This window comes from Variovorax sp. SPNA7, assembly GCF_033807855.1.
GTDB lineage: Bacteria > Pseudomonadota > Gammaproteobacteria > Burkholderiales > Burkholderiaceae_C > Variovorax > Variovorax beijingensis.
Window position 1 is genome coordinate 532,580 of record NZ_CP138513.1, and the last position, 24,403, is coordinate 556,982.

The following is a 24,403-nucleotide window of genomic DNA, read 5'->3' on the forward strand; positions in this document are numbered from 1 at the left end:
CTCAGCTGCTGCTGCGCACGCCCGACAGCAGCTTGAGACCCAGCAGCACCATCACGCCGCCGGCCGCGCGGTCGATCCAGGCCTTGTAGCGCAGGTAGGCCGAGCGCGGCGCCGCCGACGATAGCGCCAGCGCGACGACCGCGTACCAGCCGGTCTCTATGCAGAAGATCACCGCCGGCACCGCGAGCGCCAGCGCCAGCGGCACCTCGCGCGGCAGGAAGGCCGCGAAGATGCTGGCGTAGACCACCGCAGTCTTCGGGTTGCTGACCTGCGTGCCCATGCCCAGGAGGAACGCGCGCCGTGCATTGCCCGTGCCTGCGGCCGCGCGTTCGTCCTGCGCAGCGGACAGCGGCTCACGCGCACCGCGCCAGATGCGGATGCCCAGGTACACAAGGTAGGCGCCGCCAAGCAGCTTCACCGCCAGGTACAGCGCCGGAACCGCGAGGAATGCCGCTTGCAGCCCGACCAGCGCCGCAATCGCGAACACCACGCCGCCCGCGCCCATGCCCAACGCCGCGGCCAGGCCATCGCCGCGCGACGACGACACGGCGGTGCGCGCCACCATGACGAAGCTCGGGCCGGGGCTCATGGCCCCGACGATCATCGCGCCCGCGATGCCCAGCAGTGGAACCGTGATGTCGTTCATGGCTTTATTGCTGCACGTTGACCGCTTCGACCTGCACCAGCAGCTTCACCTTGTTCTCGAAGCCGAAGTTCAGGCCCCAGGTGATGCCCCAGTCGCTGCGCTGCACCGTCGTCTCGAAATCGCCGCCGCAGACCTGGCGGTTGATGAGCGGGTTCAGGTAGCAGTTGAAGCGCACGGCCTTGAGCGTGACCGGCCTGGCCTGCCCCATCAGCGTGAGCGTGCCCGGCACGTCGACCACCTTGTCGCCGCTGAATTCGATGCGGTCCGCCACGAAGCGGCCGGTCGGGAATTCGGCCACGTTGAAGAAATCCTTGCTCTGCACGTGGCGGTTGAGCAGGTCGACGCCGGTGTTGATGGAGCTGATGTCCATCGTGATGTCGACCTTGCCGCTGCTGCCGGTGGCGTCGATCTGCACCGAGCCGTCCTTGGTGCTGAAGCGGCCGCGGTTGGTGGTGGTGCCGTAATGCCCCATCTCGTACATCACGAAGGTGTGCGTGGGATCGATCACGTAGCTGGCGTTCTTCACCGGGCCGGCCGCGGGCTTGGCGGCGACGGGCGGCGCGGTGTAGTCCTGTGCCAGGGCGGGGGTGGCAAGGGCCGCCGCGGCAGACAGCGCGGCAGCGAGGAGGAGCTTCTTCATGGCAATGGGCGTGCGTGGCGTGAGAACGAAGTAAAGAATTTCATAGCGGGCCGAACCCCGCGAGCGTGAACCTGAAGCGAACCAGCACTTCGTTGCCGACCACCGAGGTGTCCGTCCATTCGCCGTCGCCCACCTTGTAGTCGAGCCGCTGGATCGTAAAGCTTCCGCTGGCCACCGCGTGGCCGTTGGCCGGCGCAATGCTCACCGGCACCGTGACCTGGCGCGAGATGTTCTTGATGGTGAGCTTGCCCGCCATCTCGAAGCGGCCGTCGCCCAGCGCCTTGATCGCGCTCGACTGGAAGCTGGCCCGCGGAAAATGCGCCGTGTCGAACCAAGGCGCCTTGGGCAGTTCGGCATCGCTCATCGGAACGCCGAGCGATGCGCTGGCCGTGTCGATCTGCAATGCGACGCTGCCGCCTTCGGGCTTGCGCGGATCGAAGGCCACCTGCGCATCGAACTTCTTGAACGTGCCCTCCACGGGCACGCCCATCTGCTTGCTCACGAAGGCGATCTGGCTCTTGTCCGCGACCAGCCGGGTGGCCGCTGCAGGCTCGGCGAGCGCGGGCGCCAGGGCGGCGAACGCCAGGGCGGCAAGACAGAAGATGCGCTTCATCCGGCGGATTCCTTGCGTGGCGCGGGCCACATGCGTTTCAAGATGCCATCGCGGTCGATCCAGTGGTGCTTGAGAACCGCCGCCACGTGCAGCAGCGCCATCGCGGCCAGCGTGAAGGCGCTGCCCTTGTGCAGCGGCTTGAGCACGGCCTCGGCCCATTCCTTGTCGACCGGCACGAAGTCGGGCAGCGGCAGCACGCCGAACCACACGACCGGAAAGCCCAGCGCCGAACTGTAGGCCCAGCCGAACAGCGGCACCGCGAAGAACAGCAGGTACATCAGCGCGTGGCTCGCCCGATGGGCGCTGCGCTGCCAGCGCGGCATGGCCGCCGCCGCATCGGCCGGCAGCGGCGGCGGCGGATGGCGCAGCCGCCACAGCAGGCGCACGGCCGACAGCAGCAGGATCGTCACGCCGGCCCATTTGTGCCAGTTGTAGAGCTTGATGCGCCCCGGCGAGAGCGGCAGGCCGGTCATGTAGAGGCCGATGCCGAGCGAGCCGACGATCATGGCCGCAAGCAGCCAGTGCAGCGCGATCGCGACCGGGCCATAGCGCAGTTCGCGCAGGCCGCGCAAATCGGCGGGCGCATCGGCCATGGCGGCGGGGTGGGAAGGGGTGTCGATGGACATCGGAGGCAGGACCGGGGCCTGTGCGCGGAGCATATATCGGAAGCAGCGAAGGCATCGCACGAGCCGTGCCAGACGCACCAGCCGCCCGTTCAGCGCCCCGATGCCGCCTGCTGCGCCTGCAGCAGCACCGCATGCAGCTCGGCCGGCTGCACCGGCTTGCGCAGCGCATGCCAGCCGCTGGGTGGCTTCGCCGATGTCGGCCGAGACCAGTGCGATGCCGCCGAGCGCGCCCGGCAGCCGGATGTCGCCCAGCGCCATGTCGAGCGCGCGCGGGTCGTGGTTGGCGGCCGAGAAGAAGCTCAGCCGCTCGGCCTGCGCCTGTTCGGAGGCGCGCAGCCCGGCCACCAGCTTCCACATCATCGCGGTCAGGCCGATGCCGATGAGCGCCACCGCCTTCATGGCCGGCGCGCCGAGCCAGAGGCCGGTCACGATCACCGGCGCCAGCAACAGCGTGATCGCCAGCTGCGTGGCCGGAACGTAGAACGACACCGAGAACGCCGAGGACAGCGTCATGCCCATCAGCATCAGCCCGAGCAGCAGCTGCTGCTCGGGCTGGCCGGGGTTGAACACGTGTGCAGTTCAGCAGGTATTGCGCCAGCAGCACCGGCCCGATCGGGCGGATCGACCGCCGCAGCACCTCGCATTGGATGGCAAAGCGGCCATCGCCGGCGGCCGGAGCAACCATGGGCGCGGTGGTGGAATTCATCGGCCGATCCACTATATGGAGAAGCGGCCCGGCGCGGCGACAATGGTGCTCCCCAGCCGGCCGAATGATGGCGAACCCCCTGTGAACGATCTCTCTCTCTTTTTGCCTTGCGCCGCCGGCGTCGAGGAATTCCTGGCGCAGGAAGTCCATGCGCTCACCGGCCGCGTCGGCCAGGACCTGCTCACGCTGCGCGGCGGCGTGCGGGTGCGCGCCGAATGGCGCGACGCGCTCAAGCTCAACCTGCACAGCCGGCTAGCGCAGCGCGTGCTCGTCGAGCTGGCCCACGCGCCCTACCGCAGCGAGAACGACCTCTACGCCATCGCGAGCGGCGTGGCCTGGGAGATCTGGTTCACGCCCAAGCAGACCTTCAAGATCGAGACCACGGCGCAGCACAGCCCGCTGCAGAGCCTGAACTTCGCCACCCTGCGCATCAAGGACGCCATTGCCGACCGCTTCCGCGCCAAGGCAGGCGGCGTGCGCCCGAGCATCGAGACCCAGTGGCCCGACTGCCGCGTGTTTGCCCACCTGACCACCGAGCACTGCACGCTCTACATCGACACCTCCGGCGAGCCGCTCTTCAAGCGCGGCTGGCGCCAGGACAAGGGCGATGCGCCGCTGAAGGAAACGCTGGCCGCCGCCATGCTGGCCGCCAGCGGCTGGTGGAACCCCGAAACCGGCGCCGTGGCCGCCGAGCCGCTGTACGACCCCTGCTGCGGCAGCGGCACCATCGCCATCGAGGCGGCGCAGATCGCGCGCGGCATTGCGGCCGGCTCGCTCAGGCGCTTCGGCTTCGAGAAGCTGCTGCCATTCCAGGCGCATGTGTGGGAGGCCATCAGGAAGGAAGCCCAATCGTCGGCGGTGCCGCGCGATGTCGCCATCTTCGGCTCCGACGTCTCGCACCGCATGGTCGATTTTGCCGAGCGCAACGCGGAGCGCGCCGGCGTCGCCGATGCCATCGAGTTCCGCGGCGGCGACGCACTGCAGCGCATGCCGCCGGCCGAGGGCGGGGTGATCATGCTCAACCCGCCGTACGGCGAGCGCATCGAGGTCGGCGGCGTGGCGCGCTTCGGCGCCCGCGAGGCCGCGCAGACCCCGGGCGAGGGCAGCGGTGAAGGCGGCGATGGCGGCGGCGATTTCTTTCCGCAGCTCGCCACCCACTGGAAGAAGAACTACGCCGGCTGGACCGCCTGGGTGCTCACGCCCGACCTGAAGCTGCCCAGGCAGATGCGGCTGAAGGAATCGCGCCGCGTGCCGATGTGGAACGGGCCCATCGAGTGCCGGCTGTTCCGCTTCGACATGGTTGCGGGTTCGGCCAGGAAGTAGCACTGCGTGCACCTGCGGGTGCGCGATCGCACGCCACCATGACTGTTCCGGAATCCGGCCTCGTCGTCATCGACACCAACATCGCGCTCGACCTGCTGGTCTTCGAAGACCCCGCCTGGGTGCCGCTGATCGCCATGCTGGCCGCGGGCGAACTGCGCTGGCTCGCGACAGCTGCGATGCGCGTCGAACTCGAGCGCGTGCTCGGCTATCCGCTGATCGCCCGCCGCATGGCGCAGCGCGGCCTGCAAGTGCCTACGGTGCTGGCCGACTTCGATGCACGCGTGCGCATGATCGAAGGCGTTCCGTCGCGCGCACCCTGCGTCTGCAGCGACCCCGACGACCAGGTCTTCATCGATCTTGCGGTGGCGCACCGCGCGCTGCTGCTCAGCAAGGACCGCGCGGTGCTGTCGATGAAGAAGCGGCTGGCCTTGCGCGGCGTGGTGGTGCAGGCGGCGCTTGGGCTTTCGCGGCCGGCGCAGTGACGGCGCATCGGCCCATGCCGCGCCAACTGCACCCATGGGACCGGTCGATTGCCGCTGCGCGCAAAAACGCGCGAAAACCGGCGGATTGACAACTTCCGACTCATCGACACCTGCGAGGGGCGGTGTTAGCTTTCACTGGCGCCACCCCTTCAATTCTTGTTTCGACGGGAAAACATGCAACCATCTTTCGCGACGCTCTGGGCGAATCATCCCCACATCAAGGGCGACGGCACTTTGCTGGACAAGGACGTCTACACGGATCAATGCGCCATCAACGTGGGCGCAGCATTCATGCGATCCAGCCTGAGCCTTGAGAGCTTCCCCGGTGTCTTCTCCTGGCAGAAGGACAAGCCGAAGTACCCGATCAGGGCGCAAGAATTGGCGAACTGGCTGGATTCCGGCAAGGCCGGGCTGATGTCCCGGACCGAAAAATACACGGGAAAAGAAGGCTTCGAGAAAATCGCCAACCGCACGGGGATCGTATTCATCCAGAATTACTGGGGCGAGGGGCGGCAAGGCGACCACATCGACCTCTGGAATGGCTCGCGGCTGACGGCCTTGTCGTCGTGGTTCCGCATCCAACTGAACATGTCGTGGGAGGGCTTCATGACAGACTACCGAAAGGGCTCTGCCATTTGGTTCTGGTACGTGCCATGAGATTTATTGCACGCCTCTTCTCCATCGTTGTCGGAGCAACTGCGCTCGGCTTTATTTTCTACAAGCTCATTGGCCCTGTGGGCCATTGGTATGAGCTCAACTTTGCAAGGAACGACGGTGACTTGGGCCAGGCGTACATGGTCGCGCTCGCCGTTCAACTCCTCGCATTGATCGCGGGCGGTTGGCTTGGCGACTGGGCATTTCGCAAGTGGCGGCAGAGGCAGCCTGATCGCCCGTAGCTCATGTGGCAATCACGGATCGGCCGAGTTCCATGAAGATACTCATTCGACTGCTCTGTATTCTGGGCGGAGCGCTGACCCTCAGCTTTCTTGCTGCCAAAGGTGTGCTCGCTCCCATTGGGCAATGGTACGAAATGAACAATGCCCGGAGCTTCGACGATGTATCCGACGCCTTCGTTCTCGCTCTTGCCGTGCAAGCGATCTTCGCCGTTGCAGGCGGCTGGCTCGGCGACTGGGTATTTCGCAAGTGGCGGCACAAGCAGCCTGATCGCCCGTAGCTCATGTGGCGACTGCCGATTGGCCGAATCCCATGAAGATACTCATTCGACTACTCTGCATTTTGGCCGGCGCGCTCGCACTCAGTTTCCTTGTTGCGAAGGTCGTGCTCGTCCCCATTGGGCAGTGGTACGAAATGAACAGGGCCCAAAGCGAGAGCGATTTGTCGCAAGCCTTCGTCATTGCTCTTGCAGTGCAGGCCCTTTGCGTCATTGCCGGCGGCTGGCTCGGCGACCGCGCATTCCGCAGGTGGCGGCACAAGCAACTCGGCCGCCAACAGCGCTCGTAAAAGACCGCCGCTAGCTGTGAAGCTCCAATAGGTTGTATCCGGTGTTCATCCGGATTGGGTTTGAGAGACTGGAAGTCGCCAAACACCCAATCCACTCAGGACGCCCAACCGGATGAACACCCATAAGCATGCCCGACTTACCTTTGCCCGCCGACTTGAGATGGTCAAACAGATGACTCGTGAAGGCTTGGATGCCGTGCGAGCCGCGGCTGCACACGGCGTCACTGCGCCAACGGCCAGGAAGTGGCTTGGCCGTTACCTTGCGGGCGGTGAGGCCGCCTTGGCCGATGCGTCCTCCAGGCCCATGCGCTCTCCCAGGGCCATCGATGCGGGCAAGGCCCTGCTGATCGTCGAACTGCGCAAACGTCGAATGCTGCAGGCTCGCATTGCGCGCAGCGTGGGCGTCTCGGAGTCCACGGTCAGCCGCGTCCTGGCACGCGCCGGCATGTCCAAGCTGAGCGACCTGCAGCCTGTGGAGCCCGTCGTGCGCTACGAGCACGAAGCACCCGGCGATCTGCTGCATATCGACACCAAGAAGCTCGGGCGCATCGAGCGGCCCAGCCACCGCGTCACCGGCAATCGGCGAGATTCGGTCGACGGCGCGGGCTGGGAGACGCTGTTCGTGGCCATCGATGACCACGCCAGGCTGGCGTTCACCGCCATGCACCCGGACGAGAAGCAAGCGCAGGCGGTCCTGTTCCTGCGCAATGCGGTGGCCTACTACGCCCGCCTGGGCATCATCGTAAAGCGGTTGCTGACGGACAACGGTTCAGCCTTCCGCTCGCGCGACTTCCGGGCAACCTGCATTGAACTGGGCATCAAGCACAGCTTCACGCGGCCCTACCGGCCGCAGACCAACGGCAAGGCAGAGAGGTTCATCCAGTCCGCGTTGCGAGAGTGGGCCTACGGCTGGACCTACCAGAACTCGGCCCATCGAACCGATGCCCTGGCAAGCTGGCAACACCACTACAACTGGCATCGCCCGCACAGCGGTATCGGCGGCATCGCGCCCATGTCCAGACTCAACTCGTCAAGAAACAACCTCTTGACGCTTCACAGCTAGCCCTGCAGCCCAGCGGCCGGCCCCAGGTGCCAGCGCCCCAGCAGCCGCGCCACCGCGCGCACCCGCTGCGTGTCGCGGCCCCAGCGGCGGCTGGCGGGCAGCTTCTGCGCCCATTTCATGCGCCGCGCCGCCTCGGCGATGCGCTCGCGCACCTGCGCGTCCACCTCGGCCAGCGCGGCGTGCCAGTGCAGGCCGGCGGCTTCGGGTGCGGCGGCCTCCAGCATCATGGCCGTGGAGTGCAGATAGCTGAGCCAGTCGCGGGCCTGGCACTCGGACAGGGCCATGACCTCGGACGGGTCGTCCTCGAAGTCGATGTAGCCGATCACGCCGTCGGGGCACTGCACCAGGTTGCGGTCGAAGGCCTGGCTCAGGTGCTGGCCGCGCACATGCACCTTGGCGATCGCGGCCAGCCCTTCGCGCCAGACCGCGAGCAGCGCAGCCGGCCCGGCCGCGGCGGCTTGGTCGAGCCGCTCCTGCAGCACGACGGTGGTGCGGCCGCTTTGGCCGAGGTCCGAAATCAGCAGGCCGTCGGGCTGCTGCGCCAGCACCGCCGGCACGCGCAGGCCCGCGGCCGCGAGCTGCCGCAGGCGCCGCGCCTCGGTGGCAATGGCGGCCTCGCCGCCCGGGTTGGGCACCGGCTTGATGATGTCCAGCCGGGCCATGCGCGCGACCGCCGCCATCACGCGGTAGCCCCACTTGCCGTGGCGCGGGCCGGCCTTCTTGAGCCACACGCGCTCGCTGCCCAGGCGGTGGCTGGCGACGTTCTTCTGCTGCCTGGGCAGCATGAGGCGCAGGAATTCGGCGTAGTCGCCCGGCGCCGGCACGAAGGGCTGCGCGTCCAGCGGCGCGGGCGCGGAGGCCGCGCCCTTGGCGCTGTGCAGCCGCGCCGAAGCCCCGCGTCGCAAGGGGTTCATGCGGCCAGCGGAAGGTTCGACACCAGGCCGTGCGGCCCTTGCGTCAGGGGCTGGAAGCTCTCGGCGCTGGCCAGCGGCCAGTAGGTGCGGAACACGTTGTGCTGCTTGTCGAGCGGGCCGAGCAGCGCGCCCGGCTGCACCTGCATCACCAGGTTGCTCAAGAGGCGCACCTCGGTGTCCGAAATGCGCCGCACGATGTGGTGCGCGGTGATCTGCTGCGGATGGTCGAGGCCGGCGGCCTGCACCAGCTCCTGCAGCGCATGCAGCGTGCTGCGGTGGAAGTTGCGCACGCGCTCGGCCTTGGTCGGCACCACCAGCGCCTGCTGGCGCACCGGGTCCTGCGTGGTCACGCCGGTGGGGCAGTGGCCGGTGTGGCAGCTTTGCGCCTGGATGCAGCCCAGGGCCATCATGAAGCCGCGCGCCGCGTTGCACCAGTCGGCGCCGAGCGCCATCATGCGCGCCACGTCGAAGGCCGTGATCACCTTGCCCGCGCAGCCCAGCTTGATGCGGTGGCGCAGGTTCACGCCGACGAGCGTGTTGTGCACCAGCAGCAGGCCTTCCTGCAGCGGCGCGCCCACGTGGTCGCTGAACTCGACCGGCGCGGCGCCCGTGCCGCCCTCGGCGCCATCGACCACGATGAAGTCGGGCGTGATGCCCGTCGCCTGCATGGCCTTGACGATCGCGAACCATTCCCACGGATGGCCGAGGCAGAACTTGAAGCCGGTCGGCTTGCCGCCCGAGAGCTCCCGCAGCTTCGCGATGAAATGCATCATCTCGACGGGCGTGCTGAACGCGCTGTGCGACGAGGGCGAAACGCAGTCGATGCCGATCGGCACGCCGCGCGCGGCCGCGATCTCGGGCGTGACCTTGGGCGCGGGCAGCACGCCGCCGTGCCCGGGCTTGGCGCCCTGGCTCAGCTTGATCTCGATCATCTTCACCTGCGGATCGCGCGCGTTGGCGCTGAAGCGCTCGGCGTTGAAGGTGCCGTCCTCGTTGCGGCAGCCGAAGTAGCCCGAGCCGATTTCCCAGATCAGGTCGCCGCCATGCACGCGGTGGTGCTGCGAGATGGAGCCTTCGCCGGTGTCGTGCGCAAAGCCGCCCAGCCTGGCGCCCTGGTTGAGCGCGAGGATCGCGTTGGCCGACAGCGCGCCGAAGCTCATGGCCGAGATGTTGAACACGCTCGCGCTGTAGGGCTGCGTGCACGGATGGTGCGACGTCCCGGCCGCGCCCGATGGCGGTGGATTCGCGTCGGCGGTGTGCGGCGTGCCGCCGATCACGATGCGGAAATCGTGGTTATCCAGCTTGGTCGGCTGCATCGAGTGGTTGATCCACTCGTAGCCCGCAATGGTCACGTCGAGCTGCGTGCCGAAGGGCCGGTTGTCGGGCTCGCCCTTGGCGCGCTGGTACACCAGCGAGCGCTGCGCGCGCGAGAACGGGGCGGCCTCGGAATCGCTCTCGATGAAGTACTGCCGCATTTCCGGCCGGATGAATTCGAGCAGGAAGCGCAGGTGGCCGATGACGGGGTAGTTGCGCAGGATGGCATGGCGCGCCTGCCGCAGGTCGTGCACGCCGGTGCCCGAAAGCACCGCGAAGACGGCCACGCCCACCCAGGCCAGCCACAGGTGCGGCGACACCAGCACCAGGGCGATGCAGGCCGCCAGGCCGACCACGCACAGGGCGAAGGCGCTGTAGCGCGTCGGAAACGGAATAATCGTGGGCATAGAAATAGTGTCGACCGGAGCCTGCTGCATCATAGAGGGCTGCCCCGAACTTGCCATGACCAACAACCACGACACCCCCCAGGCCGAAGCGGCCGCTTCCGCCCCCCTCGGCCCCGACGATTTCGACGCCCTCGACCAGGCGCTGGACGCCATGCGCGAGCATGACGAGGAAATTCCCCAGTGGGAGTTCTGCGAAGGCTTCATGGCCGCGCTGATCTGCACCCGCCGGCCCATCGAGCCGGCCGAATACTGGCCCGTGCTGCTGGGCGAGGGCTTCGTGCCGGCCCAGCACATGGAGTTCGTCTGGAACTGGAAGCGCCGCTGGCTCGAGATCGAGGAGGGCCTGGATGCCGACGTGCAGTCGCTCGACGACGAGCGCAGCTGGCAGCCCGAGGTGCTCGACACCCGCGGCGCCATTGCCTCGCTGCCCGAGGAAGAGCGCGCCGAGGTGGCGGGCGAGGAGATTCCCTCGTTCGCGCAGGTCTGGGCGCTGGGCTTCATGTACGCGGTCGAGAACTGGCCCGAGGACTGGGCCGCGCCGCGCGACAAGGAAGCCGCCCAGATGCTGGACGATGCGCTCGACAACATCGTGGCGCTGACCGAGGACGACAAGGCCAAGCCCACGCTCTCGATGTTCAGCGACGACGGCCCGCCGAGCGTGAGCCAGCAGCGGCTGGACGATTTCGGCGCCGCCATCTGGGCCGTGTACGACCTGCGCCAGCTCTGGAAGAGCCTGGGCCCGAAGGTCGAGACCGTGCGCAAGGAAGCCACGCCCGGCCGCAACGACCCCTGCCCCTGCGGCAGCGGAAAAAAATACAAGAAGTGCCACGGTGCCTGACAGCGACCCCGCCAGCGCACCGCTGACGCCACGCGCGGCGTGGGTCATGGTGCTGGCGCTGTGCGCCGGCGTGGCGCTGAGCCAGGCCTTCCGTACCGTGGGCGCCATCATGGCGAGCCCGCTGCAGGCCGACTTCAGGCTGTCGGCCCAGGCGCTGGGCATTTTCTCGGGCGCCTTTCATTTCGCCTTTGGTGCGATGCAGCTCTTCATGGGCATCGGCATCGACCTGCATGGGGTGCGGCGCACGGTGCTGGTGGCCTTTCCGGTCGCCATCGCGGGCGCGCTGCTGTCGGCGTTCGCGCCCAGCTACGCGGTGCTGGTGGCGGGGCAGGCGCTGATCGGCATCGGCTGCGCGCCGGCCTTCCTGGTGTGCACCGTGTTCATTGCGCGGCACTTTCCCGCCGCGCGCTTTGCCACCGTCTCGGGCCTGGTGCTGGCCATCGGCGGCCTCGGCATGCTGGCCACCGGCACGCCGCTCGCGTGGCTGGTGCAGGCGTATTCTTGGCGCGCGGGCTTCCTGGTGCTGGCCGTGGCCTCGGCGCTGGCGTGGCTCGCGATCTGGCGCTGGGTGCGCGAGCCCGCTTCGGCCGTTCCACGGGCGAACGAATCGATTCCCGAGGCCATCCGCCAGTTCGGCGCACTGCTCGCGATGCCGCACACGCTCGGCATCGTGGTGCTCGGGGCCGTGACCTACGCCGCCTTCATCTCGCTGCGCGGGCTCTGGCTCGGGCCGCTCATGATGGAGCGCCACGGCTACTCGCTGGTGCAGAGCGGCAACGTCGCCATCGCGGTGTCGGTGATCTCGCTGTTCGGTGCGCCGCTGTTCGGCCGCTTCGACCGCGACGGTGCCGCGCGCCGGCGCTGGATCGTGGTGTGCGCGCTCGGCTATGCGGCGCTGTTCGCGCTCATCGCCTTCACGCATTCGGCCTGGCTGGACATCGGCGGCATGGTGCTGATCGGCGTGCTCTCGGGCTTCATTGTCTGGCAGTACGCCGACGTGCGCGTGGCCTACCCGGTCACGCTCACGGGCCGCGCGATGGCGGTCTTCACCATGGCGATGTTCCTCGGCGTCGCGCTCATGCAATGGGGCACCGGCGTGGCGGCCTCGGTGGCCGCGGCGCATGGCGGCGATCCGCTCATGGCCGTGCTGGCCACCATTGCCGCGCTGCTGCTGCTCGGCATCGCGGCCTTCGCGTGGCTGCCCGCGCCGAAGGCCGACGCCCTCAGATCTTGAAGGCGCGCTGGATGTCGGGCCGCACGAGTTCGGCGTATTCGCGGTGCTTGCGGATGTAGCCCGCAATGAACTGGCACACCGGAATCACATGCAGCCCCTTGGCGCGCGCCTCGTCGAGCACATGCCGTGCAATGCCCGAGCCCACGCCCTTGCCCTCGTGCTCGGGCAGCACCTCGGTGTGGGTGAACATGATGGCGTCGGTCAGCAGGTTGTATTCGGCGTAGGCCGCGAGCTGGCCCTCGAGCGCGGCTTCGTAGCGGTGCAGGGCTTCGTTGTTGGTGATGATCAGGTTGCTGTTGCTCATGGTTGGCGTGCGAGATAAGTGGCGAGATTGGCGGCCGCGGTGGCGCGTACCTTGTTGCGCAGCATCGGCGTCCAGCCGAGCAGCAGGCCCGGCGCGCCCAGCGCCTGGCGTGACCAGGTCCAGAAGGCAAAGCTGTCGCGGTGGGTGGCAATCAGCCCGTCGGGCGTGAAGCCGAAGCGTGCGTCGATGCTGTTGTCGACCAGGCGGCCGGTGGCGCCGAAGCGATAGTGCGCGTCCCAGTGGGCCTGGCCGCTGGTGTCGTCGGCCTGCACGTCGCGCCAGGTCAGCCGCCAGACGTCGGCGCCCTTGGCCCGCGTGGCGTCGCAGAGCATGCGCCACATGCCGCCCACCTGTTGCCGGCCGCGCAGCGAGAAGGCCTCGTCGTCGAAGGCCGCGTCGCTGGCGTAGCAGGCGGCCATGGCGCGGGCGTCGAGCCTGGAGAAGGCCTCGTAGAAGCGCTCGATGGTCTGGGCATTGGCGGTTGCGGCTGCTGATGTCATGTCATGGGGCCTTTGTTGTGGTGCCAAGGTGCGGGCCGAGCAGGCCCACCAGTGTCTGGAGCGCGTAGTGCACCGTGGCCGCGCGCACCGCGGCGCGGTCGCCGTCGAAGCGGCGGCGCTCGGTGCGCACCTGCCCGTCGACCGACCAGCCGAACCACACGGTGCCGACCGGCTTTTCGGGGCTGCCGCTGGTGGGGCCGGCCACGCCGGTCACGGCCACCGCGGCGCGTGCTGCCGAACGCGCGACGGCGCCTTCGGCCATGGCGCGCGCCACCGGCTCGCTGACCGCGCCATGGGCTTCGATCAGCGCGGCATCGACGCCCAGCAGTTCGGTCTTGGCGGCGTTGGAATACGTGACGAAGCCGCGCTCGAACCATGCGCTGGAGCCCGCGAGTTCGGTGCATGCGCCGGCAATGAGCCCGCCGGTGCAGCTTTCGGCGGTGGCCAGCATCCAGCCCTTCTTCAGCAGCAGGTCGGCCAAGGCCGCGACGAGCGCGGGCGTGTCCTGGTCGGCAAGAAAATTCGCAGGGGTCGAAGCTTCCATCAAGTTCACCATGCGCGCCAGAGCGCGATGACCAAGAGCGTGCAGAACGCCGCCACCAGGTCGTCGAGGATGATGCCGAAGCCCGCGCGCCACCAGCGCACCTGGGCGGCGTCGCGCTGCTTGAACAGCGCATCGGCCCAGGCCACCGGCCCCGGCTTGGCGGCATCGAAGAAGCGGAACAGGCCGAACGCGATGGCCTGCGCGAACAGGCCCGCGGGCGTGACGAGCCACAGCACGATCCAGAAGGCGATCACCTCGTCCCACACGATGCTGCCCGGGTCGGCCACGCCCATGTCGCGCGCGGTGATGCTGCAGGCCCACCAGCCGATCGGCAGCGAGGCCAGGATGATCCAGCCGATGGCGGCGGGCGTGAACCACAGCTGCATCACGGCAAAGGCGGCCCAGGCCCAGAGCGTGCCGACGGTGCCGGGCGCCACGCGCGGCAGGCCGGAGCCGAAGCCCATGGCGATGAAGTGCGCCGGGTGGGACAACAGGAAAGCGATCGAAGGGCGGCGGGGCGTGGCTGGCGGCATGGGGCCTGCGGAGGAAGAAGCAGCTTGCATCAGGCCAGAGTGTCGCGCATTCGAGGGGCTGTCCAAGACCCTCTATTTATCAAAGCAATAGCTTGTTTAATTCGCGAGGCCGGCCTAGTATCCGGGCCTTGCCTTTCCACCCGTCGTCCGCCAAGGACCGCGCCATATGCCTGCTGCCTCATCCAACGCCCCTGCCTCGCTCCACCCCGCTTCGCCCGCCGCCGGCTGGAGCGAACTGTTCAGCGGCCGCAACGGCTGGCGCGCGCTGGCGCTCACGGGCGGCGTTGCGCTGCATGCGGTCAACGTGCACATCGTGACGACCGTGCTGCCCTCGGTGGTGAACGAGATCGGCGGGCTCGACTGGTATGCCTGGAGCACCACGCTGTTCGTGGTGGGATCGATCCTCGGCGCCACGCTGTCGGTGCGGCTGCTGGCGAGGCTGGGCCCGCGCGGCGCCTGCCTGGCGGCGCTCGTGGTCTTCGGCGCGGGTTCGATGGCTTGCGCGCTGGCGCCGGCCATGCCCTGGCTGCTCGCGGGCCGCACGGTGCAGGGGCTGGGCGGCGGCCTGCTCGCGGCCCTGAGCTATGCGCTGATCCAGTTGGTGTTCGCGCCGCGGCTGTGGCCGCGCGCGGTGGCGCTGGTGTCGGGCATGTGGGGCGTGGCCACGCTCTGCGGGCCGGCGGTCGGCGGCCTGTTCGCGCAGGCGGGGCACTGGCGCTGGGCCTTCTGGTCGCTGCTGCCGCTGGCTGCGGTGCAGGCGCTCCTGGTCGCGGTGCAGTTGCGGCCCGCGGCCGGCGTGCGGCACGAACGGCCGGCGGCCATGCCGCGCATCCCGGCGCTGCAGATCGGCTTGCTGGCGGCCTCGGTGCTGGTGATCGCGGCCAGCGAGTTCTTGTCGGCAATGGCTTGGCAGGCCGCCGGCGTGGCGCTGGGCCTGGCGCTCGGCGTGGCCGCCACGCGCATCGACCGGCATGCCGCGGTGCGGTTGCTGCCCGCCGGCGCCTATGCGCTGCGCACGCCGATGGGCGCCATCTATGCGAGCGTGGTGCTGCTCCTGATCGGCACCACCACCGAGATCTTCGTGCCGTACTTCCTGCAGCTGCTGCACGGCCATTCGCCGCTGTCGGCCGGCTATCTCACGGCCGCGATGGCCGGCGGCTGGAGCGCGGGCTCGCTGCTGTCGTCGGGGCGCAGCGGCGCGGGCGCCGACCGCATGCTGCGCGCCGGGCCGGTGGCCTGCACGCTGGGGCTTGCCGCGCTCGCGCTGCTGCTGCCGGCGCCCGGGCGCTTCGCGCCGGGGCTCGAGATGCTGCTGGCCGCCATTGCGCTGGCGGCCGTGGGGCTGGGCGTTGGCATCGGATGGCCGCACCTGGTCACGCGCGTGATGTCGCTCGCACCGGCCGGGCAGGAGGGCCTGGCCTCGGCCTCGATCACGACCGTGCAGCTCTACGGCATGGCCGTGGGTGCGGCGGTGGCGGGGCTGGTGGCCAATGCGGCCGGCCTCAGCGAGCCCGGCGGCGCGGCGGGCGCGCGCTCGGCCGCGGCCTGGCTGTTCGCGAGCTTCGCGTTCGCGCCCGCGCTGGCGGCATGGCTGGTGGCCCGCTTCGTTGCCGCGCGCAGCCTGACTGGCGCACTCAAGCAATCGCTCTAGGCCTTCCTGCATGCCGTCCGGTGTATTCGCCCGCGGCAATGCGCATCGTATGCTTGGTGGCCCATTCAAGCGCGAGAGCCCATCATCATGAACAGAGCCATGGTCCGTTTCAACGCATTGTGGTTGTGCCTTGCGTTCAGCCTTCTGCTCGCCGCCTGCGGCAACAAGGAGGCCGAGCAGCGCACCGCCTTCATCGGCTTCCTGCAGGCCCGCGTGCTCGACAAGCCCGGCCTGCGCGTGCCCACGCCCACCGCCGACGAGAAGGCCTCCTTCGGCGACTATGCGCAGCACTACGCGGTGATTGCCGACTTCAACGAGGGCATGAACAAGTCGGTCAGCCAGCCGATGGGCCAGGTCATGGCCAAGGGCGCGCTGCGCTCGATTGCCGACCTGGGGTCGCGCCGCGACGACCTCAAGGCCGCCAAGGACGGCCTGGGCGGCCTGCGCACCGCGCTCGACCAGGAACTGGCCAAGGCCGATGCCGCGCACACGAAGCTCAAGCAGCCCGACGACCTGAAGCAGGTCTACGACAAGGCCTACGAGAAGACCGTCTCGGCGCCGGCCGCCACGTTCAAGGAAGTGTTCCCGGCCCTCGACAAGGTGTTCGACGGCGCGCTCGCGGTGGGCGACTACCTCGAGAAGAACAAGTCGAAGATCCAGGTCTCGGGATCGTCGGTCAGCGTGAGCGATCCGGCCGTGCAGGCGCAGCTCAACAAGATGCTACAGGAGCTCAATGCCCACTCGAAGGACATCAACGCCGCCCAAGCCAAGATGCAGGCGATGGTCCGCGGAGGATGAGGCTCGCCCCCAGTCTTCGCGCACTTCGTGTCGCTACGCCAACCCCCTACCGGGGGCAACACCAGCGGCCCGGCGAAGCCGGTTCCGCGGTGTTTCTGGAATAAGCCTTTAGGCCTGAAGAAGGCTTATATGAAGTGGTCGAAGGAGCCGAAGCGCTGCGCCACCGGCGCGCCGCCGGCGTCCACGATGCGCAGGCCGGCTTCGGCGTCGATGCGGCCGATGCGCGTCACGCGCGTGGCGCTTTCCCTGCCGGCCTGTTCGACCGCGGCGCGCGCCGCGGGCGGTGCGGTGAAGACCAGCTCGTAGTCGTCGCCGCCTGAAAGCGCGCAGGTGCGCAGCATCTCGGTGCCGAGGCCGCAGGACGCGGCCACGGCGATCAGGCCGGTGGCCGCATCGGCATCGAGCGTGGCGCCCACCTTGCTCGACGCGAGGATGTGGCCCAGGTCGCCCACGAGGCCGTCGCTCACGTCCACCGCCGCGGAAGCGGTACCGCGCAGCGCCTGGCCCAGCGCCACGCGCGGCGCGGGCTGCTCCATGCGCATGCGCGCCTGCGCGAACACATCGGCGGGCAGCGTGAGCGTGCCGCGGAACATCTCGAGCGCGAGCCGTGCATCGCCGAGCGTGCCGCTGACCCAGATGTCGTCGCCCGCGTGCGCGCCCGAGCGCAGCAGCGCCGCACCGGCCGGCACTTCGCCGAACACCGTGATGCAGATGTTGAGCGGGCCGCGCGTGGTGTCGCCGCCCACGAGCTCGCAGCCGTGTTCGTCGGCCAGTGCGAACAGGCCGCGCGAAAAAGCTTCGAGCCAGGGCTCGTCGACACCGGGCAGCGCGAGCGCGAGCGTGAAGGCCAGCGGCTTTGCGCCGCAGGCCGCCAGGTCGCTGAGGTTCACCGCCAGCGCCTTGTGGCCAAGCCGCGCGGGATCGACGGTCGAGAGAAAGTGCCGGCCCTCGACCAGCATGTCGCAGGACACGGCAAGCTGCATGCCGGGCGCCGGCGCGAGCAATGCGCAGTCGTCGCCCACGCCGAGCGGGGAGCGCTTGGCGGGGCGCTGGAAGTAGCGTGTGATCAGGTCGAATTCACCCATGGGGCGAGCATAAGCGCTGAACCGCTCAGCCCCGCGCGCGCCGGTTCGACATCACCACGTTGTCCTTCTCGATCGCCTGGCCAGCCTGCAGCGCCGCGATCCAGGCCTCGGTGCTTGCCACGGCCGCGAAGTTGCTGTGGAACACGACGCTGAAGACGCGGTGGATCTCCTCGGCGCTGACCTGTCCGGCCGCATTCGAGTAGGGCAGCGCGCCGCTCGCGTCCGACAGGAACTCCACGTTGAGGCCGCGGTGCATGGCCTCGAACACGGTGGACGCATCGCAGTTGTGGGTCATGTAGCCCACCACGCTGAGCGTGTCGATCTGGTGGCGCGCGATCCAGTCGGCAAAGTCGGTGCCGGTGAACACGCTCGGGAAGGTCTTTGTGATCAGCTGGTCGCGCGGCCGCCTGGCAATTTCCGGATGCAGCTGGCCGTTGTGCGTGTCGGCCTGGAACACCGGCGCGCCCTTGGGTGCGTGGTGCTGCACCACGACCACCGGCGTGCCGGCCGCGCGCGCGGCGTCCATGGCCTGCGCGATCTTCGGCAGCGAGCTTTCGACCGGCGGGTACTCGATGGGCAGGCCGCCGCCTTCGAAGTATTCGTTCTGCACGTCGATCACGACGAGGGCGCGGCGCGGGGCAGGGTGGTTGCTCATGGTGGTTGGCTCCGTGTTGCAAGTGGTTGGGATGGCGCGATTGTTCGCGCTGGAGCCCTTGGGAGAAAGTGGCCCGAAAGCCATTCATCGATAAAATCGGGCCATGGCTCGAAAAACCGCGGAAACCATCGCCGTCATCGCCTTCGACGGCATCAGCCCCTTTCACCTGTCGGTGCCGTGCATGGTCTTCGGCGAAGACCGTACGGAAGCGGGCGACCCGCGTTTTCGCCTGCTGGTGTGCGGCACCGAGCCGGGCCCGCTGCACACCAATGCGGGCTTCACGCTCGGGGTGCCGCACGGGCTCGAGGCGATCCGGCGCGCGCAGATCGTGATCGTGCCTTCATGGCGCGACGACGGCCGGCCCGCACCGCCGGCGCTGATCCGCGCGCTGCAGGCGGCGCACCGGCGCGGCGCCATCGTGGTCGGGTTGTGCCTGGGCGCCTTCGTGCTGGCCGAGGCGGGCCTGCTCGACGGCCGCCCGGCCACCACGCACTGGAACCTGGCCGAAGCCTTTGCCAGGCAATATCCGAAGGTCAGGCTGCAGCCCGAGGTGCTGTACGTCGACGATGGCGATGTGCTCACTTCCGCCGGCACGGCCGCGGGCATCGACTGCTGCCTTCACCTGCTGCGCGTGCGCCATGGCGCCGAGGCGGCGAACCTTGCGGCGCGGCGCATGGTCGTGGCGCCGCACCGGCAGGGCGGGCAGGCGCAGTACATCCGCCAGCCGATGCCCGCCGCGGCCGAGAGCGACCGCCTTGCGCCGCTGCTCGAATGGATGGGCCGCCACCTTCAGAGCCCGCATGAGCTCGACAGCCTCGCGCGGCGCGCGCTGATGAGCCGGCGCACCTTCACGCGGCGCTTTCGCGAGGCCACGGGCACCACCGTGGGCCAATGGCTGCAGAACCAGCGGCTTGCGCTGGCGCAGCGGCTGCTGGAGACCACCGACCGGCCGGTCGAACGCGTGGCCACCGACGTGGGCTTCGGCTCGGCGGTGTCGCTGCGAAAGCACTTCGCGGCGGCGTTCAAGGTGTCGCCCACGGCCTACCGCAGGCAGTTCTCGCAGGCGGCGGTGGCGGCCTAGGCCCCGCCGCGAAAGCGCAGCGCTGCCTGCCGCACCACCTCGGCCAGGAGGCGCTCCTTGCCCTGCTTCTCGCGCAGCCAGCGCGCGTCGTTGCGGTTGGCTTCCACGCTGGTGCGCAGCTCGCCGAGCGCCTGCGTGGCGTTGAGCGCCTCGCTGTGCCATTCGAGCTGCGTCATGGTCATGAGGATGTGGTCGCGCAGCGGCATGTGCTGGCCGCTGGCCGGGTCCACGTACACCGCGTCGAGCCCGAAGCGGCAGGCCTGGAAGCGGTTGTAGGTGTAGACGAGGTAGTCGTCCTCGGTCGGCTCGAAGGGCTGCTCCTGCAGGAACCATGCGGCCAGCGACTGCACGTAGCCCGCGAGCGCGGCCGCGCGCTCGACGGTGAGCGGCGTGTCGAACACGCGGATCTCGATGGTGCCGAACTCCGGCTTGGGCCGGATGTCCCAGTAGAAGTCTTTCATGCTGCGCACGACGCCGGTGCGGGTCATGCGCTCGAAGTACGCTTCGAACTCCTTCCAGCTCAGCGTGAACGGTGCGCGGCCCGAGAGCGGGAATGCGAACACCGAGTTGAGCCGGGCCGAGTCGAACTGCGTGTCCTGCCCCTGCACGAACGGCGACGAGGCCGACAGCGCAATGAAGTGCGGGATGTAGCGCGACATGCGGTGCAGCATCAAAAGCGCCGAATCGGCATCGGGGCAGCCGATGTGCACGTGCTGGCCGAAGATGGTGAACTGCTTGCTCAGGTAGCCGTACAGCTCCGACAGCTCGCGAAAGCGCGGCTTGTCGTAGATGCGCCGCTCGTGCCACTGCTGGAAGGCATGCGTGCCGCCGCCCACCACCGCGATGTTGAGCTTGTCGGCGTTCTTGATCAGCGCCTCGCGGATCGGCGAGAGCTGCGTGATCACGTCCTGCGCCGAATGGCAGATGTCGGTGGAGATCTCGATCATGCTCGAGGTCATCTCGGGCACCACGCTGCCGGGCAGCGGCGTCTGCGCCATCAGCCGAAGCATGTCTTCCGCATAGGGCGCGAGGTCGTAGTCGTGCGTGTTGACGAGCTGCAGCTCGAGCTCCACGCCGAGCGACAGCGCTTCGGAGCGGTTGAAGGGCTCGAGCTTGACCACGCGGCTCGCGGGGTCCGCGGGCAGCGCGGCGGAGCGGAAGTCGTCGCTGTCTGGCAAAGGCATGGCCGCGGTCATCGCTGAGTGTCCTCCGTGGTGCTGAAGGCCTGGGGCGTCCAGGGCACCGAGCTTTCGCCCACCGCGTGGATGGCCACGGTGGCGAGCACGGCGCCCATCACTTCCATCAGGAGAATCGAGGGCAGGGCCACCTGCGTGATCATGGTGCCGAGCAGCGGCGACGCGGTGGTGAAGTTCGAGGCGATGAGCAGCGCGATCGACGACAGCGGCGACATCGCGCAGCCCACCCAGAAGGCCTGATTCCAGCTCGCGCCGCTGCCCGGGTTGGCAATGGCCACGCCGGCGATCTTGGCGAACAGGCGGATGCCGATCACGGCCAGCACCACGCTGGCCACGGGCAGCGTCCAGTCGGCCTGCGCCGCCACGATGGACACCAGCACGAACATCAGCATGGTGAGCAGCGACGAGGCCGTGCCGAGCTGCCGCTGCCAGGCCCAGGGCTTGGGATTCAGCGTCTTGAGCAGCACCCCGCCGATCAGCGCGGCCAGTGGCGCGGAGCCGCCGACGTGGGCGGTGAGCGCGCTCGCGGCCGCAATGAGCGCGAGCAGCAGGATCGAGGTGTTCTCGCTCGTCGGGCTCATGAAGCGCAGCGCCGTGCGCAGCGCCAGTGCGAGGATGGCGCCGACCACGAACGACAGGCCCAGCACCACCGCCACCGGATAGAGCTTCTGCAGCAGCGTCTGCGGCGCCCGCTCGATCAGGCCGGCCTGCGCATAGCCGAGCGCCAGCGCATAGAAGGTGTTGAGCGTGGCCAGCGTCATGGCGCGCTCGGTCACCGGCCCCGAGGCGCGGGTGTCGATGATCACGCGGCTCAGCACCGCCGGCGAGGCGACGATGGCCATCAGCGCGATGGGGTTGGCCACCGGATCGGGCAGGCCCAGCAGCTGCAGCATCCAGAACACGCCGAAGTAGGTGAGCGTGGCTTCGAGCAGGCTCTGCACCAGCACCATCGGGTTGTGGCGGAACCAGCGCAGCGGCAGCCGGCCGCCGGCTTCGAACAGCACCACGGCCGCGCCGAGCTCCAGCAGGAACAGGCTGATGCCGCGCAGCGGCCAGATCGCGCCTTCGAAACCGGCCAGGCCGGCCACCGCGCCGACCATCGAATAGCCCACCACCTTGGGCAGGCCCAGGTAGCGCTGCACCAGGTGGCCGGAGGCCGCCGCCGCCGCCAGCAGCAGCGACCACAGCACCGTGGGCAGGCCCGCCGAAGGGCGCAGCCATTCGGACCAGAAGCCCAGCAGATCGTTGATGAGATTCGTCAAATTCATGCAGGTAGAAAAAAGCTGATGGGCCGGCTGCGCCAGCGCGCCCAGATGGCGCTGCGGATGCGTGCACGGTCACCCAGGCTGACGCTGTGCGCGCGCAGCGCCAGCCGGAATGCGAAATAGAAACTCACGCTCACATTGAGCGCGCCGATCACCGGGATGGCCGCCACCGCCCACCACAGCGCGGGCTGCTGGAGCACCGCCATGCCCGTGGAGGCCGCGGCCGCCGCGATCTGCCCGGCCGACAGTGTCACGTGGCGCACGTCCAGCCCGAGCCCGAAGAAACCCGCGAATGCGGGCAGCAGTCCGAGCATGAGCCCGAGCGAGATGTTGGAGGCAAAGCCCGATATGTGCGTGCGCATGAAGGTGGCCCAGCGGCGGGCGCGGGCGGCACCCAGAAAAGCGCCGATGCGAGGGTTGTAACGCATGGCGGAGTCCAGGCGATGCAGGACAAAGGCGTTTTCTGTCCAGCCCGCGACGATGCTGGCCGCGAACAGCAGCACGCCGGTCAAGGCCGCGAAGGCCGCGGTCGGGCCCGCCAGCGAGAGCGATTGCAGCGTGGCCGCGGCATGCGCCGCGTCCAGCAGCGGCCGCCCGAGCGCGAACTGCACCAGGAGGGCGAGCGCCAGCATCGCGGGCACCACCAGGCCCACGTTGCCCAGCACGGCCGCCACCTGCGAACGCACCAGATTGGCCACTTCGTCGACGAAATCGGCCACCGCGGCATCGGTCTTGATGTCGCGCAGCCGTGCCGCCATGGCGGGCGCCGTCATCGCGGGCTGCTTGGTGGCCAGCGTCAGGTGCAGCAGCTGGATCGCGACAAAGCTCGCGGCATACATCAGGCCCGACCAGAGCCCGCTCCAGAAGGCCGACAGCGCGAGCGAATAGATGCCGAACTTGAGCAGCACCGTCAGCGCGGTGAGCGCGCCGCCGCCCGCGGCCTTGCGCACCATCTGCAGGTAGCTGGCGCGGTCGCGCGTGATGTAGTGCTCGCCGGTCTCGGCGCTGCGCTCGGTCACCTTGGCCGCCAGCATCGAGGAGTTCGACGCGATCAGCGCGCGGATGCTGTTGCGCTCGCCGCCGGCCAGCACCAGCCGGCCCACCAGCCGCGCCACGCTGGGGGCGGGTGCGGGCGAGATCAGGCAGTCGAGCAGCTCGCGGATGCGCAGCACCCGCTCGCGCAGCTGGCGCAGCCGGAACACCAGGCCGACCGAGATGCCGTTGTCCTCCAGGTGCGTGTAGACCGAGGAGGCGCTGGCGCGGCAGGCGTCGAGCCGGTCGCGGAAGGCCACGAACGCGGCCTGCAGCGCGTCTTCGTCGCGGGGGGCCCGGAACATCTGTTCGCGCAACGCGTCGAGATCGGACATCAGCGCATGGAAGGCGCGGCTCTCGCTCGCTGCGCTCATGCGCAGCCGCAATTCGGGCGAGAAGCCGGCCGCCACCACCTGGCTGCTGCAGTAGGTGACGGCGTCCATCACGGTGTGGCGCCAGCGCGGGGCGCCGTCGATGTCGTCGAGCGCGGCGTCGGCCAGCAGATTGCCGATGCGCGCGAGCTGTGCGTCGTCGAGCAATGCGATCCAGCCTGCGTCGAACGCGCCGGGCAACACCATGCGGAACAGATCCGAGGCATCGGTGGTCTCAGGCGTGCCAGGCAGGATCTTGCGGCGCAGCCGTTCGGTGAGCTCGCTCACGAAGGCGGTGCGCGGCGCAAAGCCGTAGTCCGCGAGCAGCGTGGTCAGGTCGACCGCCTGCGTGAAGGCGCGCCACCACGCGCGCAGGCGCTCGCGCAGTTCGGGCCGCGCCTCGACCGCGTCGAGCAGCAGCGACACGCGCCCCACCGCGGCCTGCGGCGACGCACGGTCGCCGCGCAGCCAGTCGAAGACGTCGATCAGCCAGATGTGGCGCTGCGCCACATCCGCCGTCGGATCGAGCCGGGCCAGCAGCCCCTGCAGGTCAAGCGATGCAGCAGCCATGAAAAAAATCAAAAAGGAGAACCAAATACCAGAAACACCGCGGAACCGGCTTTGCCGGGCCGCTGGTGTTGCCCCCGGCGAGGGGGAGGGAGAAGCGACACGAAGTGCGCGAAGCCTGGGGGAGTGCTAGTGAAGTACGCGCGAAACGGGTGCCCCGCCGATGTCCGCCTCCAGCACGAACATCGGAATCGGCACGTCGAAGCGCTCGCCGTCTTCCGTCACCATGAAGTAGCTGCCGTGCATGGTGCCGCTGGGCGCCTGCAGGCGGCAGCCGCTGGTGTAGCGGAACGATTCGCCGGGCGCCAGCAGCGGCTGCTGGCCGATCACGCCCAGGCCCTTGACCTCCTGCGCATGGCCCGAGGCGTCGTTGATGAGCCAGTGGCGGGCGATGAGCTGGGCGCTCGTCTCGCCCTCGTTGGTCACGGTGACGGTATAGGCGAAGGTGTAGATCTTGTCCTTGGGCGAGGACTGGTCTGCGAGATAGCGCGGTTCGACCTGGACGCGGATGGGGCTGTGCGGCATGCGCGCGATGGTAACTGGAGCCTTCTCTT

Annotated in this window: 28 protein-coding genes; 12 read left to right on the plus strand and 16 right to left on the minus strand. The window is 68.9% G+C overall.

Annotated elements, in window-relative coordinates; all coding sequences use genetic code 11:
• Position 1 precedes the first annotated feature (1 nt).
• From RZE77_RS02380 to RZE77_RS02395, 4 genes are read right to left on the minus strand one after another with little or no spacing between them, the layout of a single operon-like run.
• On the minus strand, positions 2-646 hold the full coding sequence (locus RZE77_RS02380) for a LysE family translocator (RefSeq protein WP_319440531.1): 645 nt from the start codon (positions 644-646) through the stop codon (positions 2-4).
• Between the two features lie 4 nt (positions 647-650).
• Positions 651-1,286 (minus strand): YceI family protein, encoded by a 636-nt coding sequence (locus RZE77_RS02385; RefSeq protein ID WP_319440532.1) that lies wholly within the window; start codon positions 1,284-1,286, stop codon positions 651-653.
• Between the two features lie 40 nt (positions 1,287-1,326).
• Positions 1,327-1,899 carry a YceI family protein gene (locus RZE77_RS02390; protein ID WP_319440533.1) on the minus strand — a complete coding sequence of 191 codons (573 nt, stop codon included), beginning with the start codon at positions 1,897-1,899 and terminating at the stop codon, positions 1,327-1,329.
• On the minus strand, positions 1,896-2,525 hold the full coding sequence (locus RZE77_RS02395) for a cytochrome b (protein WP_319442288.1): 630 nt from the start codon (positions 2,523-2,525) through the stop codon (positions 1,896-1,898). The genes RZE77_RS02390 and RZE77_RS02395 overlap by 4 nt, the downstream gene beginning before the upstream one ends.
• Positions 2,526-3,312: 787 nt before the next feature.
• On the opposite strand from RZE77_RS02395, the gene RZE77_RS02400 reads away from it, so the two are divergent.
• The 7 genes from RZE77_RS02400 (at position 3,313) to RZE77_RS02430 (ending at position 7,560) form a co-directional block, all read left to right on the plus strand.
• Positions 3,313-4,554, plus strand: coding sequence for a THUMP domain-containing class I SAM-dependent RNA methyltransferase (locus tag RZE77_RS02400; protein WP_319440534.1), 1,242 nt, complete (start codon positions 3,313-3,315; stop codon positions 4,552-4,554).
• A 38-nt stretch (positions 4,555-4,592) separates the two neighbouring features.
• Positions 4,593-5,036 carry a putative toxin-antitoxin system toxin component, PIN family gene (locus tag RZE77_RS02405; protein ID WP_319440535.1) on the plus strand — a complete coding sequence of 148 codons (444 nt, stop codon included), beginning with the start codon at positions 4,593-4,595 and terminating at the stop codon, positions 5,034-5,036.
• A 174-nt stretch (positions 5,037-5,210) separates the two neighbouring features.
• Entirely contained in the window at positions 5,211-5,693 is a 483-nt protein-coding gene (locus RZE77_RS02410) for a type VI secretion system amidase effector protein Tae4 (protein ID WP_319440536.1), read from the plus strand.
• A complete protein-coding gene (locus RZE77_RS02415) occupies positions 5,690-5,932 on the plus strand; it encodes a hypothetical protein (RefSeq protein ID WP_319440537.1) in 243 nt (80 codons plus the stop codon). Before RZE77_RS02410 ends, RZE77_RS02415 begins: the two co-directional genes overlap by 4 nt.
• A 32-nt stretch (positions 5,933-5,964) precedes the next feature.
• Positions 5,965-6,210, plus strand: coding sequence for a hypothetical protein (locus tag RZE77_RS02420; RefSeq protein ID WP_319440538.1), 246 nt, complete (start codon positions 5,965-5,967; stop codon positions 6,208-6,210).
• Positions 6,211-6,242: 32 nt separating this feature from the next.
• The gene (locus RZE77_RS02425) at positions 6,243-6,497 is read left to right on the plus strand and encodes a hypothetical protein (protein WP_319440539.1); all 255 of its coding nucleotides are present in this window, start codon (positions 6,243-6,245) and stop codon (positions 6,495-6,497) included.
• Positions 6,498-6,609: 112 nt separating this feature from the next.
• Complete coding sequence (locus tag RZE77_RS02430) at positions 6,610-7,560, plus strand: IS481 family transposase (RefSeq protein WP_319439115.1); 951 nt, start codon at positions 6,610-6,612, stop codon at positions 7,558-7,560.
• Here the strand turns inward: RZE77_RS02430 and RZE77_RS02435 are convergent.
• Both RZE77_RS02435 and RZE77_RS02440 read right to left on the minus strand, forming a co-directional pair.
• A complete protein-coding gene (locus RZE77_RS02435) occupies positions 7,557-8,474 on the minus strand; it encodes a BUD32 family EKC/KEOPS complex subunit (RefSeq protein ID WP_319440540.1) in 918 nt (305 codons plus the stop codon). The genes RZE77_RS02430 and RZE77_RS02435 overlap by 4 nt on opposite strands.
• A complete protein-coding gene (locus RZE77_RS02440) occupies positions 8,471-10,195 on the minus strand; it encodes an FMN-binding glutamate synthase family protein (RefSeq protein ID WP_319440541.1) in 1,725 nt (574 codons plus the stop codon). The genes RZE77_RS02435 and RZE77_RS02440 overlap by 4 nt, the downstream gene beginning before the upstream one ends.
• 55 nt (positions 10,196-10,250) lie before the next feature.
• Between RZE77_RS02440 and RZE77_RS02445 the strand changes: the two genes are divergently transcribed.
• Positions 10,251-11,033, plus strand: coding sequence for a UPF0149 family protein (locus RZE77_RS02445; RefSeq protein ID WP_319440542.1), 783 nt, complete (start codon positions 10,251-10,253; stop codon positions 11,031-11,033).
• A gap of 46 nt (positions 11,034-11,079) precedes the next feature.
• On the plus strand, positions 11,080-12,267 hold the full coding sequence (locus tag RZE77_RS02450) for an MFS transporter (RefSeq protein WP_319442289.1): 1,188 nt from the start codon (positions 11,080-11,082) through the stop codon (positions 12,265-12,267).
• Here RZE77_RS02450 and RZE77_RS02455 read toward each other — a convergent pair.
• From RZE77_RS02455 to RZE77_RS02470, 4 genes are read right to left on the minus strand one after another with little or no spacing between them, the layout of a single operon-like run.
• A complete protein-coding gene (locus tag RZE77_RS02455) occupies positions 12,257-12,571 on the minus strand; it encodes a GNAT family N-acetyltransferase (RefSeq protein WP_319429067.1) in 315 nt (104 codons plus the stop codon). The genes RZE77_RS02450 and RZE77_RS02455 overlap by 11 nt on opposite strands.
• Positions 12,568-13,071, minus strand: a complete 504-nt coding sequence (locus tag RZE77_RS02460) for a nuclear transport factor 2 family protein (RefSeq protein WP_319440543.1) — start codon at positions 13,069-13,071, stop codon at positions 12,568-12,570. The genes RZE77_RS02455 and RZE77_RS02460 overlap by 4 nt, the downstream gene beginning before the upstream one ends.
• Position 13,072: 1 nt before the next feature.
• Positions 13,073-13,627 (minus strand): CinA family protein, encoded by a 555-nt coding sequence (locus RZE77_RS02465; RefSeq protein ID WP_319440544.1) that lies wholly within the window; start codon positions 13,625-13,627, stop codon positions 13,073-13,075.
• Positions 13,621-14,148 carry a phosphatidylglycerophosphatase A family protein gene (locus RZE77_RS02470; protein ID WP_319440545.1) on the minus strand — a complete coding sequence of 176 codons (528 nt, stop codon included), beginning with the start codon at positions 14,146-14,148 and terminating at the stop codon, positions 13,621-13,623. The genes RZE77_RS02465 and RZE77_RS02470 overlap by 7 nt, the downstream gene beginning before the upstream one ends.
• A 166-nt stretch (positions 14,149-14,314) precedes the next feature.
• Here RZE77_RS02470 and RZE77_RS02475 point away from each other — a divergent pair, with 166 nt between their 5' ends.
• Both RZE77_RS02475 and RZE77_RS02480 read left to right on the plus strand, forming a co-directional pair.
• On the plus strand, positions 14,315-15,799 hold the full coding sequence (locus RZE77_RS02475) for an MFS transporter (protein WP_319440546.1): 1,485 nt from the start codon (positions 14,315-14,317) through the stop codon (positions 15,797-15,799).
• An 87-nt stretch (positions 15,800-15,886) separates the two neighbouring features.
• The gene (locus RZE77_RS02480) at positions 15,887-16,597 is read left to right on the plus strand and encodes a DUF3053 domain-containing protein (protein WP_319440547.1); all 711 of its coding nucleotides are present in this window, start codon (positions 15,887-15,889) and stop codon (positions 16,595-16,597) included.
• A gap of 125 nt (positions 16,598-16,722) precedes the next feature.
• On the opposite strand, the gene thiL is transcribed toward RZE77_RS02480, so the two are convergent.
• Entirely contained in the window at positions 16,723-17,682 is a 960-nt protein-coding gene (gene thiL, locus RZE77_RS02485; protein ID WP_319440548.1) for a thiamine-phosphate kinase, read from the minus strand.
• A gap of 25 nt (positions 17,683-17,707) precedes the next feature.
• Positions 17,708-18,337 carry an isochorismatase family protein gene (locus RZE77_RS02490; RefSeq protein ID WP_319440549.1) on the minus strand — a complete coding sequence of 210 codons (630 nt, stop codon included), beginning with the start codon at positions 18,335-18,337 and terminating at the stop codon, positions 17,708-17,710.
• Between the two features lie 103 nt (positions 18,338-18,440).
• Here RZE77_RS02490 and RZE77_RS02495 point away from each other — a divergent pair, with 103 nt between their 5' ends.
• Positions 18,441-19,418, plus strand: a complete 978-nt coding sequence (locus RZE77_RS02495) for a GlxA family transcriptional regulator (RefSeq protein WP_319440550.1) — start codon at positions 18,441-18,443, stop codon at positions 19,416-19,418.
• On the opposite strand, the gene RZE77_RS02500 is transcribed toward RZE77_RS02495, so the two are convergent.
• The 4 genes from RZE77_RS02500 to apaG all read right to left on the minus strand — a co-directional run bounded on the left by RZE77_RS02500 (position 19,415) and on the right by apaG (position 24,374).
• Complete coding sequence (locus tag RZE77_RS02500; protein ID WP_405546877.1) at positions 19,415-20,602, minus strand: YbdK family carboxylate-amine ligase; 1,188 nt, start codon at positions 20,600-20,602, stop codon at positions 19,415-19,417. The two genes, RZE77_RS02495 and RZE77_RS02500, sit on opposite strands and share 4 nt — an antisense overlap.
• A gap of 8 nt (positions 20,603-20,610) precedes the next feature.
• On the minus strand, positions 20,611-21,882 hold the full coding sequence (locus RZE77_RS02505) for a cation:proton antiporter (protein ID WP_012745654.1): 1,272 nt from the start codon (positions 21,880-21,882) through the stop codon (positions 20,611-20,613).
• On the minus strand, positions 21,879-23,852 hold the full coding sequence (locus RZE77_RS02510) for a site-specific recombinase (RefSeq protein ID WP_319440552.1): 1,974 nt from the start codon (positions 23,850-23,852) through the stop codon (positions 21,879-21,881). The genes RZE77_RS02505 and RZE77_RS02510 overlap by 4 nt, the downstream gene beginning before the upstream one ends.
• 126 nt (positions 23,853-23,978) lie before the next feature.
• Entirely contained in the window at positions 23,979-24,374 is a 396-nt protein-coding gene (gene apaG, locus RZE77_RS02515) for a Co2+/Mg2+ efflux protein ApaG (RefSeq protein WP_012745656.1), read from the minus strand.
• Positions 24,375-24,403: the final 29 nt, after the last annotated feature.